The sequence below is a fragment of the Pseudomonas ogarae genome (assembly GCF_014268695.2).
Lineage (GTDB): Bacteria > Pseudomonadota > Gammaproteobacteria > Pseudomonadales > Pseudomonadaceae > Aquipseudomonas > Aquipseudomonas kilonensis.
Genome location: NZ_CP077086.1, coordinates 3,302,549 through 3,316,977, shown reverse-complemented (window position 1 = coordinate 3,316,977; position 14,429 = coordinate 3,302,549). Strand labels below are relative to the sequence as shown.

Sequence of the window (14,429 nt, the reverse complement as noted above, 5' to 3'; positions counted from 1 at the left end):
CCCAAGAAAGCATTGACACTGCGGTGTGTCAGGCAAGTACAGGGGGGGTGCTTCGCGCCCCAGCGGGAGCAAGCTCCCTCGCCACAAAGGGCCAAAACTTATCGCAGCAAGATGTAGCGTTCGATCGCCAGCGCCGCACCGTCGTCGATCACAGTAGCGGTCACGACATCCGCTTGACGCCTGATCGCCTCCTCCGCCTGCCCCATGGCAATCGACAACCCCGCGCGGTGGAACATCGCCGGGTCGTTGCCACCGTCGCCCATGGCCGCCGTCTGTTCCAGTGGCACATCAAGGAAGGCTGCCAGGGTCGACAGTGCTTCCCCTTTGTTGGCCTTCATCGCAGTCACATCCAAGTAAATCGGTTGCGAACGCGACACCTGGGCCTGGCCCTTGAGCAGCGGGTGCAGCCGCGCCTCCAGTTCCACCAGCAGGTCGGTGTTGGCGCTGGTGGCGACGATCTTGTCGATCCGTTCCAGGTATGGTTCGAAGCTTTCGACCTCTGCTGGTGGATAGCCCAGGCCACGCGTCTCCACCGGTACCATCGGACCGTTGGCGTCGCGCACCAGCCATTCGCCATCGGCAAATACCCAGACTTCGATGCCGGGTTGATCGGCATACAGGGCCAGCGTGGTCAGAGCGGCCTCGGGGGGCAGGTAATGGACGGCAAGGAAGCTGCCGTCGGGATGAACCAGTGTGCCGCCATTGAACGCCGCCGTGGGCAGGTCGACGCCCAGGGCCTCGATCTGCTGCAACATGGCCCGCGGCGGCCGCCCGGTGGCGAGGCTGAATAGCACACCGGCCTGGCGCAATGAGCGAACCGCCTCAATGGTGCGCTGGTTCAGGCTGTGGTCGGGCAACAGCAATGTGCCGTCCATGTCGCTGAGCAGGAAACGGATGGGATGCTTCATCAGATCACTCATCCGAGGTCGTGCCAGACGCGACTGTCGCGAGCAAGCAAGTCATCGGCGGCGGCCGGGCCATCTTCGCCAGCCTTGTAGGGCTGGACCGCTGCGTCCTGCTGCCAGGCATCGAGGAACGGCTGCACGGCGCGCCAGCCGTTTTCGATGTTGTCGGCACGCTGGAACAGCGTCTGGTCGCCGGTCAGGCAATCGTAGATCAGGGTTTCGTAACCTGTGGAGGGCTGCATTACGAAGAAATCCTTGTAGGCGAAGCCCAACTCGATATTGGCCATGTCGAGTGCCGGCCCCGGCCGCTTGGCCAGCAGGTCGAACCACATGCCTTCATTGGGCTGAATCTGGATTCTCAAGTGCGTAGGTTGCAGTTCGTCGACGTCAGTGTCGCGAAACTGCGCGTAAGGCGCGGGCTTGAAGCAGATGACGATCTCCGTGTCCCGCACGCTCATGCGCTTGCCGGTGCGCAGGTAAAACGGCACGCCGACCCAGCGCCAGTTGTCGATCATGACCTTGAGGGCGACGTAAGTCTCGGTGCTGCTGTCAGGCACCACGTTGGCCTCCTGGCGATAACCGTTTACCGCCTTGCCACCGACTTCACCGGCAGTGTATTGGCCGCGGACCGAGTTGGCCCGGGCCTGCTCCACCGACCAGGGCCGGATCGCCCCGACGACCTTGGCCTTTTCCCCACGCACGGCGTCGGCACCAAACGCCGCTGGCGGCTCCATGGCCACCATCGCCAGCAGTTGGAAAAGATGATTGGGCACCATGTCCCGCAGGGCGCCGGTGTGTTCATAAAAACTGCCACGGGTTTCCACGCCGACGGTTTCGGCAGCGGTGATTTGTACGTGGTCGATGTAGTGGTTGTTCCAAAATGCCTCGAACAGGCTATTGGAGAAACGGCTGACCAGAATGTTCTGCACCGTTTCCTTGCCCAGGTAATGGTCGATGCGATAGATCTGTTTCTCGCTCATGACCTTGAGCAGACAGGCGTTCAGCGCTTCGGCGGTATGCAGGTCGGAGCCGAACGGTTTTTCGATCACCACCCGCCGGAAGGCCCCCTCCTGCTCCTGAAGCAGCCCGGCCGCACCGAGGCGGCTGACCACTTCACTGAAAAAGCGCGGCGCGGTCGCCAGGTAGAAAACCGCATTGCCGGTGCCGCTGGCAGCGATTTTCGCCGCCAGCGCCTGGTAGGTGCTCTCATCGAGGAAATCACCCTGGACGTAGCTGATGCCCTGGGCCAGCTTGGCCCATAGCACTGGGTCGAGCGCGCGGTTGGCATCACCGCCCTTGCTCGCCGCTTCGTTACGGATGAAATCCTCGAGTTTCTTGGCAAAATCCACATCGCTGATGGCGTTGTGGTCAACCCCGATGATGCGCAGCCCATCGTCCAGCAGACCGTCGCGACTGAGGTGGTAAAGCGCCGGCATCAGCAGACGCTTGACCAGATCGCCATGGGCGCCGAACAGAAACAACGTGCTCGGTGGCGCAGGTTCTGCCTTGGATTTGCTGCCGATCGAGGTCATTTTTTCGGCGTCTCCACGTGGCCGCCAAAGCCGAAGCGCATGGCCGAAAGCATTTTGTCACCGTACGTGCTTTGCTGGCGCGAGCGGAAACGGGCGAACAGCGAACTGGACAGGACCGGAACCGGCACCGCTTGCTCAATGGCGGCCTCGATGGTCCAGCGCCCTTCTCCACTGTCGGCGACTTCACCGGAAAAACCGTCCAGTTTCGGATCGCTGGCCAACGCGTCGGCGGTCAAGTCCAGCAGCCAGGACGACACCACGCTGCCGCGACGCCAGACTTCGGCGATATCGGCGACGTTCAGGTCAAACCGCTGCTCAGCCGGCAGGCTTTCGCTGGATTTGGTCTTGAGGATGTCAAAACCCTCGGCGAAGGCCTGCATCATTCCGTATTCGATGCCGTTGTGGATCATCTTCACGAAATGCCCAGAACCGGCCGGGCCCGCGTGGATGTAGCCGCGTTCGGCGCGGTCATCGTCGGACTTGCGGTCACGGGTGCGCGGGATGTCGCCCATGCCCGGGGCCAGGCTGTCGAACAGCGGGTCCAGGCGCTTCACCACGTCGGCCTCACCACCAATCATCATGCAGTAGCCGCGCTCCAGGCCCCAAACGCCACCAGAGGTGCCGACGTCGATGTAGCTCAGGCCTTTTTCCGACAGGGCCTGGGCGCGACGGATGTCGTCCTTGTAATACGTGTTACCGCCGTCAATGATCACATCACCCGGCTCAAGCAGTTCGCTGAGGGCGTTGATGGTGTCTTCGGTGGGTGCGCCGGCCGGCAGCATGACCCAGACCGCCCGTGGCTTTTCCAGGCCGGCGACCAGTGCCGAGAGGTCCGCGACGCCCATCGCGCCTTCCTGGTGCAGGTTTTCGACAAAAGCGGCATTGCGGTCATAGACGACGGTGGTGTGCCCATTGAGCATCAGGCGCCGCGCAATATTGCCGCCCATGCGGCCCAGTCCAATGATCCCGAGTTGCATGTGCTGATGCTCCCTACTACAAATAAAGGTGTGTCAAAGATTTAACACTATCGACTAATGGAGGTTAGTCCAGAGCATTGCTGCATAGTTTCCGGGTAATTCCAGCGATCACAAGGGATAACGCACAAGATCCGGCCAAAGACACAGCGACCATGAAAAATAAAAAAGTTCCAATCACAAGCAAAAGAAATCAGAATCGGCGCCGATAGTAGAGGTGTCGACCAAATCATGGCGACATCTCTATAGTTGATGTACGCCATTTGCGAGGTGAGCAATGGGCCCTGTCGTTACCACACGTCCTCCCCAAACCCTTTACGTGACCATTCGTCGCGATGAATTGCGCCTACTCAAGGAAGAACGCGATCTACTGCTTGATGAAGTGGCGCAGCTGCGCATGCAGTTGCAACACGCACAACTGCCCCACCAGAGCCAGTCCCTGGCTCGGTAACCGCCGCTGAGGCACAGCACCAGGAAGTGACACTGGCCAAACTGGTGCCACTTCCATGCGAGTCCGCCATGTGCGCTTGTGGCGAGGATATTTGTCCCCGCAGGGCTGTGGGAGCAAAGCTTGCTCGCGAAACAGGCACCTCGGTTCCTGAAGGACCGCATCGCTTTCATCGCGGGCAAGCCTTGCTCCCACAGATACATCCCCTGCCACAAATAAATCCCCCACCAAGGTGCGCTCGCACCCCGTCATCGATTTGTATTCGAAAAACTCACAAACTTTTCACAACCGGCTCGCAATACTCCCCGCCTTTAGGGTTGCTCGGCGTATGCCTGCGGTCACCAATCCGGTGCCGACAGCTTCGTCGATAAGGGCTGGAGCGCTTGATGAGCTTGTTCAAACGCAGCAAAACGACTGCGAAAGGTTTCGACTGGGCCGGATTCGGCTGGCTGTTTCTGTTCTTCTGGTATTTCTCGGGCATCACCCAACTGCTCATTCTGTTGAGCGACACCTCCGGTTTCACCGGCTTTCGCCAAGCATTCGTGATGAGCGCGATATGGCTGGCCCCGCTGCTGCTCTTCCCCGCCCGTACACGCTTGCTTGCCGCATTGATCGGCCTGGTGCTGTGGGCCTGCTCCATGGCTAGCCTGGGCTACTTCTTCATTTATCAGCAAGAGTTTTCCCAAAGCGTCATCTTCATCATGTTCGAATCGAACGTGTCTGAAGCCGGCGAGTATCTGACACAATATTTCGCTTGGTGGATGGTGGCGGCGTTCCTGGCCCATACCGCCGTCGGCTATTGGCTCTGGACCCGCCTGCGCCCGGTGTACCTGCCCCGAGGTCAGGCCATGGTGGCGGCAGCCGTCATCGTGCTCGCCGTGGCCGGCTACCCGTTGATCAAGCAGACCCTGAGCACCGGCAGCTTCGCCCGCGGCCTGGAGAAGTTCGAAGATCGCATCGAACCGGCGGTGCCATGGCAGATGCTGGTGGCCTATCGTCGCTACGGTGAACAGTTGGAGAACATGCAAGGCATGCTCCACAGCACCAGCAAGATTGCACCATTGCGCAACCTCAAGGATGCCATGGCCGACCAGCCGGCCACCCTGGTGCTGGTGATCGGTGAGTCCACCAACCGCCAGCGCATGAGCCTCTACGGTTACCCCCGAGCAACCACACCGGAACTTGACAAGCTCAAGGACCAGTTGTCGGTGTTCGACAACGTCATCACCCCGCGCCCCTACACCATCGAAGCGCTGCAGCAGGTGCTGACGTTCGCCGACGAACAGAACCCGGACCTGTACCTGAGCACGCCTTCGCTGGTGAGCATGATGAAACAGGCCGGCTACAAGACCTTCTGGATCACCAACCAGCAGACCATGACCAAACGCAACACCATGCTCACGACCTTTTCCCAACAGGCCGACGAACAGGTGTACCTGAATAACAACCGCAACCAGAATGCCGCGCAGTATGATGGCGACGTGATCGAGCCATTCAACAAGGCCCTGGCCGACAGCGCCCCGCGCAAGCTGATCGTGGTGCACCTGCTCGGGACCCACATGAGCTACAAGTATCGGTACCCGCCGACCTTCAACAAGTTCACCGACCGCAAGGACGTACCGGCGGGCCTGCGTGATGATCAGGTCCCGACCTACAACAGCTACGATAACGCGGTGCTTTACAACGATTTCGTCGTGTCCAGCCTGATCAAGGACTACGCCAAGACCGACCCCAACGGTTTCCTGTTGTACCTGTCAGACCATGGTGAAGACGTGTTCGACTCGCAGGGCCACGGCACGCTGGGCCGTAACGAAGGCAAGCCGACCGCACCGATGTACACCATTCCCTTCATGGCCTGGGCGTCACCCAAATGGCGCGAAAGCCATGACTGGAACTTTGCCGGCGACCTGTCACGGCCCTACAGCAGCTCGCATCTGATTCACACCTGGGCGGACATGGCTGGCTTGAGCTTTGATGAGCTGGACCACAGCAAGAGCCTGGTCAGCGATGACTTCAAGGCCCGGCCGCTGCTCATCGGCAACCCGTATCACGCCCCACGCAAGGCCCTGATCGACTTTAGCCTGATGCAGCCCAAGTCGACATTGACTAAAGTCGTGCAGAAATAACTGCAGTCGTCCAGATGCCCGCTTTTACAGGGGCTTGATCCAGAACTGCATATGCCCGTGGGCCGGGTCGAACATGCCAGCGGCAAAGCCGAACTTGGCGTAGCTGCCCTGGGCCACGGCATTGCCCTCGAGCACTTCCAGGGTAATCTTGCAGCAACCGCGCTGGCGGGCGATGTCCTCGACCTTCTGCAGCATCTTCTGGCTCAACCCTAGGCCGCGAAAATCCGGCATGACCGCCACGTCGTGGATGTTCACCAAGGGCCGGCAGGCAAAGGTTGAAAAACCTTCGAAGCAATTGACCAGCCCCGCCGGTTCGCCGTTGACGAAGGCCAGCACGCTGAAAGCATGGGGGCGCTTGGCCAGTTCCCCGGGCAGGTGCAACAGCACCTCGGCCGGCAACGAATGCCCCCCTCCCATCGGGTCCTGCGCATAGCCATTGAGCACATGACAGATCGCTTCGGCGTGGACCGGGTTGCTGTAGCTGGCTTGCAGAACAAGAATGTCCTTGGCTTCTTCCATGACCTTCCATCTCACTTCGGTAGTACCGGCGACTCGAGGCCGTCGGCGGGATACAGGTCAGACCTGCTGACCAAAACGTTGCATTTGCATTTCCTGAAGGCGACTGAGCGTACGGCGAAACGGGAATTGCAGATAGCCCTCGGTGTACAACTCATCCATCGGCACCTGGGCCGAAAGGCACAGCGGCACCTTACGGTCATAACATTCGTCGACCAGGGCGATGAAGCGCCGTACGCCATCGTCGTGGATCGACAGCTGCGGCAGTTCGCGATCACCCGCCGCGACCCGTTCGACGCCGTCCTCGGTGCCACGGGCAATGCGCCCTTTGCGCTGTTCGGCGCTCAGGCACGGCACGTCACTGAGCAAGATGACGCTGAAGCGGTCGCACAACGCCATGAAATCCAACGCCGAGAACGGCTGTTCGCAAAGGTCGGGGTAACGGCTCCAGAGCACGGTATCGCTGGCCTGGACCGGTTCAAGCAGACGATGACCGACTTCAATTGGTGCGCTGTTCGACGCTTGCCCGGCGGTCAACTGGATGAAAACATTGGCCAGCGGATCAGGTTGCCCGGGATCGTGCAGCCAATAACGCTGCTGTAACTGGCCTGGGTGCTGGCGATGGTCTTGCCAGCCGTTCACCGGCACGACCTGCATATATCGATTGATCGCGGTGATAGTCGGCAGGAAACGCTCACGATTGTGGCCGTTGGCATAGAGTTCTTCCGGCGGCAGGTTGGAGGTGCTGACCATCACCATGCCCAGTTCGAACATCACCTGGAACAGGCGCCCGAGGATGATCGCGTCGCCAATGTCGTTGACGAACAGTTCGTCGAAACACAGTACCCGCACTTCAGCGCTCAGCTCCCGGGCCAGGGCTTGCAAAGGATCCGGCGTGCCGGTGAGCTGGAACGAACGCTGATGCACCCACGCCATGAAATGATGGAAGTGTTGACGACGGGCCGGCACCTTGAGGCTTTCGTAAAAACGGTCCATCAGCCAGGTCTTGCCACGCCCCACCGGTCCCCAGAGGTAAACGCCCCGGATCGACTTGCGCCCTTCGTGCAACGCCGTGTGGCATTGCTCCAACGCCATGATGGCCAATTCCTGGGCCTCGTCCTGGACGAAGCCGTGGTGTTCGATGGCATGCTGCCAGGCGCTCAGGGGGGAGTCGAAAGTCATACGGCCCGGGTCCGGAAAACGAAGGTGGGGAGTATGCCATGGCGGACGATTGCAGGGGAGCAAGGCCTTGCTCCCACAGACCTGGGTGCAGAACTTTAAATCGAGATATCCAACCGGCTGATCTTGCCTTGCTCATCGAGCCGGAAGGTGTAGCGCAACTCCAACGGGCTGCCGGGGAATGTCCCGGAGATCAGGTTCTGCACCAGCACCTTGCCGGTGCGTTGCTGCACATTGAGGACCTCCACACGTGGTTGGAAGCGTCGGGCAGTGTCTTCCATCCATTGGGCGATGGCCTGGGTGCCAACACGGTGCTGGCCTTCATCGAACACGTTGGCATCCTCGGCGAAGAAACGCGTCACCGCCGAACTGTCACGGGCATTGGCGGCCGCAATGTAGCCGGCGATGGCCGGGGCCAGGGAAGAGACGGGATTGGACATGATACGGCTCCTTGTTTTATCGATCTGGCACCATGCTAGACCAGCGCTGTGTCAGTTTTTGTCAGGAGTGAAACGCCCGGTTTCGTCCAGTTTCATCAGCGCAAACCAGTCGCGCAGCAAGTCGCTGCGTCGGCCCGGATAACGCTCGCCCTGCTCGGTGGCAGAGGCAATCCGGTCGGTGCGGAAAGTCCGATAGGCGCTGCGCAATTCGCACCAGGCCACCACCACCCGCGCCTCATTGAAAAAGCCCAGGGCCAGCGGCCAGATCAAGCGCTGGCTCGGGGTCTTGTTCACATCGGCGTAATCGATGTGCAGCTTGGCCTGGGCGCGAATGGCCTGGCGGTAGACATTCAGTTCCACGGTGTTCTGCGGATAGCCATAACCCGGCGGGCCAGGCAACACCGTGGGGTTGCGCAACGCGTCTCGCACATCGGGTGCCAGCACCGCAGCGACCTTCGCCAGCGCGTCAGCCGCCGCCTTGCCCAGCACCTCGTCGGCGCGCTGATCCACGTAGCGCAAGCCCAGCACAATGGCCTCGATTTCATCGGCGGTGAACATCAGTGGCGGCAGGAACAGGCCACTGCGCAAGACATAACCGATGCCCGCCTCGCCCTGGATCGGCGCGCCGAGGGCCGTGAGTTCGGCGATGTCGCGGTACAAGGTGCGCTCGGAGACGTTCAGTTCGCCCGCCAACGTCGCAGCGGTGACCGGGCAACGCTTGCCGCGCAGGACTTGCAGCAAAGTGAGCAGACGAGTGGTACGCGACACGATGGACTGTCCGCAAAGAAAAAGATGACGCAGATTAGCAGAGGCTGGTGTCAGAAACTGTCAGGAGCCCTCCCACTATGTCTCGCATAAATCGGTGTGGCATGGGTTTTTTGTGGCGAGGGAGCTTGCTCCCGCTCGGTTGCGCAGCAACCGCAAAAGCTTGGGGCCGCTACGCAGCCCAGCGGGAGCAAGCTCCCTCGCCACAAAAGCACCCTATCCAAGGGTTCGTCGGTTGCCGTAAGGCAACTGTGGGGTATCGTGCTTGATCGCTTCCGTTTTTTCATTCGTTGAGAGTCTATCCATGCGCAGAATCCTCGGCCTTTCCGTTTTCCTGATACTGCTCAGCCTGAGCGCCTGCGCCCTCTTCCCGCACCGTGACCCGCTGAACATCAACGTGGTCGGCATCGAGCCATTGCCCAACCAGGGCCTGGAGGTGCGTTTCGCTGTGAAACTGCGCGTGCAGAACCCCAACGAAACCGCCATCGACTACAACGGCGTGGCACTGGACCTGGAGGTCAACAACCGTACGCTGGCGACGGGGGTCAGTGACCAGAGCGGTTCGATCCCGCGCTTTTCCGAGGCGATCCTCAGTGTCCCAGTGAGCATTTCGGCGTTTTCGGTGTTGCGCCAGACCCTGGGCCTGAGCCAGACCCAAAGCCTGGACAACCTGCCCTATGTGCTCAAGGGCAAGCTCGCCGGCGGCGTATTCGGCACCCTGCGCTTCGTCGACCGCGGAACCCTCGACCTGCCGGGCTCCGCCGCCAACTGGTGATCAGGCGGTGAAGCGCACGCCGGGCTTGGCGCGCTCGTCCACCACCAACTCGAACACATCCGGCCTGGCGTAATGCCCCACCACGTCATAGTCGTAGCGCGCCCGCACCAGTTCATCGGTGTCGATTTCGGCGGTGAGTAACCCCGCCGTGTCTTTCAGCGGCCCGGCCAGCACATCGCCCATGGGCCCGACAATCACACTGCCACCGGCAATCAACGGCCGCTCGGCCGGCCAGTGCGCAACCTCGATATCCAGGGCCTGCGGCGAGGCCTGGACCTGGCAGGCACTGACCACAAAGCAGCGACCTTCGTGGGCGATATGGCGCATGGTCACTTGCCACATCTCCCGCTCATCCACCGTCGGCGCACACCAGACTTCCACGCCTTTGGCGTACATCGCGGTGCGCAGCAGCGGCATCATGTTTTCCCAGCACACTGCCGCGCCGACCCGACCGACCTGGCTGTCGATCACGGGCAAGGTCGAACCATCGCCCTTGCCCCAGATCAGCCGCTCGGTGCCGGTAGGCATCAACTTGCGGTGCCGGGCCACCAGGCCTGCATCGGGTTCGAAATACAGCGCGGTGCAGTACAGGGTGCTGCCGACACGCTCGATGACGCCCAGCACCAGGCTCGCCCCCGTACGCGCCGACAGCCCGGCCAGCGCTTCGGTTTCAACGCCGGGCACATCAATGGCATTGGCAAAATAACGGGCGAACGCCTCGCGCCCTTCCGGCAGCCGGTAACCCAGTTGAGTCCCGAACCCCTCGCCCTTGGGATAGCCACCCAACAGCGCTTCAGGCATTACCACCAGGCGCGCGCCAGCCTCGCGAATGGCCTCTTCGTAGGAAAGGATCTGTGCCAGGGTCTCGCCCTTGCCGCCGGGCAACGAGCCGATCTGCAGGGCAGCCACAATGGATTTGGGCATGGTTTTTCAACTCCTTGATCATCAGGTGTTGCTGATTCTCAAGCAGCCGCCGATCATGAATAAAGCCCCGAATGCTGCTAAATGATATGAGCCTTATGAATATCGCCGACATCGACCTCAATTTGCTCAAGACCTTCGAAGCCCTGCATGACGAATCCAGCGCCAGCCGCGCCGCCGTGCGCCTGGGCGTGACCCAGTCGGCCATCAGCGCTGCGCTTCGCAGGCTTCGCGGTTTGTATGACGATCAATTATTCGTGCGAACGGGCCGGGGCCTGGCGCCGACGCTGCGTGCCAACCAGCTGAAGCCGGTGATCAGCGAAGCACTGGATAAATGCCGCCAGAGCCTGGCGATGGTCGACCCGGATGCCAGCCATTACGAAGGCCGCTCGATCATCGTCGGCCTGTCGGACGATTTCGAGATTGCCCATGGGCGACGCTTGATCGAAGAAGTGGCCCACCGCGCGCCGGGCCTGCGCTTGATTTTCCGCCAGACCCACAGTCAGATCGTCGGCCGGGCCCTGATGGAGCGCGACCTTGACCTGGCGATCACGGCGGGCGGTTTCGCCCAGCGGTTGCTCAGCCGCCAGGTGTTGGGCGAAGGCGATTACGCCTGCCTCCTGGACCCGGCGAGCCTTGCGCAGGGCCAGCAATCCCTCAGCCTGGAGGCGTTCGTGGCCCGCGAGCATCTGCTGGTGTCTTCGGGGGGCTTCATCGGCATCACCGATGAAGGGCTGGCCGGGCTTGGCCTGAGTCGGCGAGTCTGTGCCTCGACCACCCACTTTGCCGCGTTGCCGTTCCTGCTCAAGGGCAGCCAGGCCGTGGCGACCATCCCGACCCATGCCGCCCGGGCCATCGCCGACCTCAGCGGCCTGGCCTTGCTACCTTGCCCCCTGGCCTTGCCCCGTTACCCGATCGAACTGGGATGGCGAACCCACACGCAAATGGAACCGACGATGCTCAAGGTTCGCGAGGCCATTACGGCAACATTCGCCTAAGGCTTACTTGTTGGCAGCCATCAGTCGATTGACCTCACTGCGCACCATGTTGGCGTACTCCGGCGGCGACATGCCGTCCAGTTCGGCACGCACCCACTCGGCCCACTTGCCCTTGCGCTTGGAGCGCTCGCCAAACAAGCGGGCAGCATCGCCCTTGGCTTTGCCCAGGTTGTTTTGCCACAGTTCAAAAAGTCGGGATTTTTCGTCTTCCAGCGCGGCACGCTCGGCCAGGGGCTTGTCAGCCAGATTGAAGCTCATGGGAATTACCTGTTGCGTAAATAGGCGCCATCTTACACCTTGCAGGGAAACGTCTTAACCACGATTTGTGATGGGGCTGCGCTGCCAAGGTCGGAGGTTGCAACTTTTGCTCAAGCGCAGCACTCCATTGTTCAATGCCATCATCAGCAAGGAGTACTTCAATGGCCCGTAAAAGCACCGTGCAAGCGAATGGAGAACAAATCAAGGATCAAGCCTTCAGCGAACTGAAGGCGTTGATCGAGGAATCGGAGAAACTGCTCAAAAGCAGTGCGTCACTGGTGGGTGAAGAAGCTGACGACCTGCGCGGCCAGATCTCCCAGAAACTGCAGCAAGCGCTTGATTCGGTCGCCAGCGCACGGGAGCGTACCCGTCCGATGGTCGATGCCACTGAGGTCTATATTGGCGGCCACCCTTGGCAGACCGTGGCGATTTCCGCCGGTTTCGGGCTGGTGGTGGGCTTGTTGCTGGGGCGGCGTTAAACACCAGCCCCCAGAACCCCCACAGAGGTTTTATGAATGGTTAAAACTGTGGGAGCGAGCTTGCTCGCGATGACGGTGTATCAGGCAACATTTCTGCTGCTGAACCACCGCTATCGCGAGCAAGCTCGCTCCCACAGGGATTTGCTGAGTGGGCATGTAATGCGTGAAATACCCACAAGGTCTTGCTTTAAGCCACTGCTCCCGCCCGCAGGATCGACACATCCTCCCCGCGATACAGCGCCTCGACCTTCCCCGCCCGCCACTGCAACACCGCCCGTTGGTTGATCGAGCCCTTGTCGGTTATTTCACCGCGGTCGATGGAAGCTGGTTCATCGAGCAAGGCGATCCACTCCACGCGACTGGCGTTGCCGCTGGCTTCGCGGTTCAGGCGTTGCAGCCAGTCGGCGAACCATTGGCGTACCGGCGGGCTGGCGAGGACCAGGGCATCACTGGCGTCCGCGCCCAGGCCTGACAGGCGCCGGCATTCAGCAAGCCGTGGGAACACCAGCGCCCCCAGGCACTCGCGATCCGGTGCGGTGATCACCAGATCCTGCACGTAAGGCGTGCCCTCCAGCACCGCCCGGTTGCGCAACGGCCCGACGCTGACGAAGACACCGGAAGACAATTTGAAATCCTCGGCAATCCGCCCATCGAACATCAGCCCCAGTTGCGGATGGCTGGCATCGGCCAGCTTGATCGCATCCCCCGAGCAGTAGAAACCGTCCTCGTCGAATACCTCGGCAGTCTGCTGCGGCGAACGCCAGTAGCCGGGCATGATGTGCGGCCCGCGAAAACGCCCTTCGAACTTGCCGTCCACCGGCACCAGGCGCACCTCGCAGCCAGGCGCTGGAAGGCCAATGTAGCCGGCCATGGACAACGGCCCGGTGGTAAAGGTGCAGGACGGCGCCGCCTCGGTCATGCCCAGGCCCGCCATCATGCGGATACGTTCGCCGCAATGCTGTTCGGCGACCTTGTCGAGCCGGTCCCAGGTGCTTTGGGACAAGCCCGCCGCCGCAAAGAAGAACAGACTGATGCGCTTGAAGAATCGCTCGCGCAACTCACCGTCCCGCTCCAGGGCGCTAACCAGTTCCTCCCAGCCTTTGGGCACGGTCAGGTAGGCGGTCGGTGAAATTTCCTTGAGGTTGCGCAAGGTTTCGGCGAAGCCCTGGGCAGTAGGTTTGCCGTCGTCCAGGTAGAACGTGCCGCCGTTGTACAGCACGATGCCGACGTTGTGGCTACCGCCGAACGTGTGGTTCCACGGCAGCCAGTCCACCAGCACCGGCGGCGCCTCGCCGAACACCGGAAAGGTCTGCAGCAGCATCTGCTGATTGGCGCAAAGCATACGCTGGGTGGTGATCACCGCCTTGGGCAGCTTGGTGGAGCCTGAGGTAAACAGGAACTTGGCGATGCTGTCCGGGCCGGTGGCGGCGAACGCCTGCTCGGCCTCGACGCCGCCAGGTTGGGCCAGCAGGCTGGCGAAGCTTGTCCTGGACCGGCCGGCCATCTCGCCATGCACCGTGATCAAGGGCACGTCCGCTGGCAATACGGCGGTGATCGCCCGCTCGAACGGTGCGGCTTCGCTGACAAATACCAGCCCCGGTTGCAACAGATCGCAGACGTGGCGCAGCTTGGCGAAATCCTGGGACAGCAATGAATAGGCCGGCGATACCGGGCAATAGGGAATACCGGCGTACATCGCGCCGAGGGCCATTTGCAGGTGCTCGATGTCGTTGCCGGAGAGCAGCGCCAAGGGTTTCTCGGCCGATAAACCGTAACCGAGCAGGCTTTGGGCGATGGCCCGGACACTGTCGAGCATCTGCGCATAACTGACTCGACGCCAGTCACCACCGGCTTCACGGGCCGCGATAAACGTCTGCTCTGGGCGCACCTCGGCCCAGTGCACCAGGCGCTCGAGCAACCGCGCCGGCAGCGGTGCCAGGGGTTCCAGGGAGCGCATGTGCAAGATGCCACGCTCTTCCCGGACTTCGACGGCAGGATGACCAATCGACACCTGGCGATACCGCCCGGCCTCGGGTCGGGAGGACGATCTGGACTCGGAACTCACGTACATTTCCTCCACCAAGGCACACTCGGGTCGCGATGCGAGCGGAGC

At 61.4% G+C, this 14,429-nt stretch carries 15 protein-coding genes; 5 read left to right on the top strand and 10 right to left on the bottom strand.

The annotated features are described in order from the left end of the window. Positions 1 to 98 precede the first annotated feature (98 nt). The 3 genes from HU749_RS14490 to gnd are packed head-to-tail and all read right to left on the bottom strand — an operon-like array spanning position 99 to position 3,438. On the bottom strand, positions 99 to 920 hold the full coding sequence (locus HU749_RS14490) for an HAD family hydrolase (protein ID WP_095962199.1): 822 nt from the start codon (positions 918 to 920) through the stop codon (positions 99 to 101). Then, positions 917 to 2,437: a glucose-6-phosphate dehydrogenase gene (gene zwf, locus HU749_RS14485; protein ID WP_095962200.1), complete on the bottom strand. Its 1,521-nt coding sequence runs from the start codon at positions 2,435 to 2,437 to the stop codon at positions 917 to 919. Before zwf ends, HU749_RS14490 begins: the two co-directional genes overlap by 4 nt. Then, entirely contained in the window at positions 2,434 to 3,438 is a 1,005-nt protein-coding gene (gene gnd, locus HU749_RS14480) for a phosphogluconate dehydrogenase (NAD(+)-dependent, decarboxylating) (RefSeq protein WP_225919183.1), read from the bottom strand. Before gnd ends, zwf begins: the two co-directional genes overlap by 4 nt. A gap of 250 nt (positions 3,439 to 3,688) precedes the next feature. Between gnd and HU749_RS14475 the strand changes: the two genes are divergently transcribed. Both HU749_RS14475 and HU749_RS14470 read left to right on the top strand, forming a co-directional pair. Further along, complete coding sequence (locus HU749_RS14475; RefSeq protein WP_172436037.1) at positions 3,689 to 3,862, top strand: DUF6026 family protein; 174 nt, start codon at positions 3,689 to 3,691, stop codon at positions 3,860 to 3,862. A 383-nt stretch (positions 3,863 to 4,245) separates the two neighbouring features. Then, positions 4,246 to 5,985, top strand: a complete 1,740-nt coding sequence (locus HU749_RS14470) for a phosphoethanolamine transferase CptA (protein ID WP_095962201.1) — start codon at positions 4,246 to 4,248, stop codon at positions 5,983 to 5,985. Positions 5,986 to 6,009: 24 nt separating this feature from the next. Here the strand turns inward: HU749_RS14470 and HU749_RS14465 are convergent, their stop codons facing one another. The 4 genes from HU749_RS14465 to HU749_RS14450 form a co-directional block, all read right to left on the bottom strand. Next, on the bottom strand, positions 6,010 to 6,504 hold the full coding sequence (locus HU749_RS14465) for a GNAT family N-acetyltransferase (protein ID WP_046065387.1): 495 nt from the start codon (positions 6,502 to 6,504) through the stop codon (positions 6,010 to 6,012). A gap of 57 nt (positions 6,505 to 6,561) precedes the next feature. After that, entirely contained in the window at positions 6,562 to 7,683 is a 1,122-nt protein-coding gene (gene zapE, locus HU749_RS14460) for a cell division protein ZapE (protein ID WP_186650703.1), read from the bottom strand. 95 nt (positions 7,684 to 7,778) lie between these two features. Beyond that, positions 7,779 to 8,120 carry a nuclear transport factor 2 family protein gene (locus HU749_RS14455; RefSeq protein WP_072348557.1) on the bottom strand — a complete coding sequence of 114 codons (342 nt, stop codon included), beginning with the start codon at positions 8,118 to 8,120 and terminating at the stop codon, positions 7,779 to 7,781. Between the two features lie 51 nt (positions 8,121 to 8,171). Beyond that, on the bottom strand, positions 8,172 to 8,888 hold the full coding sequence (locus HU749_RS14450) for a helix-turn-helix transcriptional regulator (RefSeq protein ID WP_018601589.1): 717 nt from the start codon (positions 8,886 to 8,888) through the stop codon (positions 8,172 to 8,174). Between the two features lie 301 nt (positions 8,889 to 9,189). Between HU749_RS14450 and HU749_RS14445 the strand changes: the two genes are divergently transcribed. Then, entirely contained in the window at positions 9,190 to 9,660 is a 471-nt protein-coding gene (locus HU749_RS14445) for an LEA/WHy family protein (RefSeq protein ID WP_079303875.1), read from the top strand. On the opposite strand, the gene HU749_RS14440 is transcribed toward HU749_RS14445, so the two are convergent. Next, positions 9,661 to 10,584 (bottom strand): carbon-nitrogen hydrolase family protein, encoded by a 924-nt coding sequence (locus HU749_RS14440; protein ID WP_079303877.1) that lies wholly within the window; start codon positions 10,582 to 10,584, stop codon positions 9,661 to 9,663. An 86-nt stretch (positions 10,585 to 10,670) separates the two neighbouring features. Between HU749_RS14440 and HU749_RS14435 the strand changes: the two genes are divergently transcribed. Further along, positions 10,671 to 11,579, top strand: a complete 909-nt coding sequence (locus HU749_RS14435) for a LysR substrate-binding domain-containing protein (protein WP_079303879.1) — start codon at positions 10,671 to 10,673, stop codon at positions 11,577 to 11,579. A gap of 3 nt (positions 11,580 to 11,582) precedes the next feature. Here the strand turns inward: HU749_RS14435 and HU749_RS14430 are convergent, their stop codons facing one another. Further along, a complete protein-coding gene (locus HU749_RS14430) occupies positions 11,583 to 11,837 on the bottom strand; it encodes a hypothetical protein (protein WP_003181187.1) in 255 nt (84 codons plus the stop codon). Between the two features lie 161 nt (positions 11,838 to 11,998). Between HU749_RS14430 and HU749_RS14425 the strand changes: the two genes are divergently transcribed. Further along, entirely contained in the window at positions 11,999 to 12,316 is a 318-nt protein-coding gene (locus tag HU749_RS14425; protein ID WP_014338130.1) for an ElaB/YgaM/YqjD family protein, read from the top strand. A gap of 187 nt (positions 12,317 to 12,503) precedes the next feature. Here the strand turns inward: HU749_RS14425 and HU749_RS14420 are convergent, their stop codons facing one another. After that, positions 12,504 to 14,381 carry a feruloyl-CoA synthase gene (locus HU749_RS14420; RefSeq protein WP_095962257.1) on the bottom strand — a complete coding sequence of 626 codons (1,878 nt, stop codon included), beginning with the start codon at positions 14,379 to 14,381 and terminating at the stop codon, positions 12,504 to 12,506. Positions 14,382 to 14,429 lie beyond the last annotated feature (48 nt).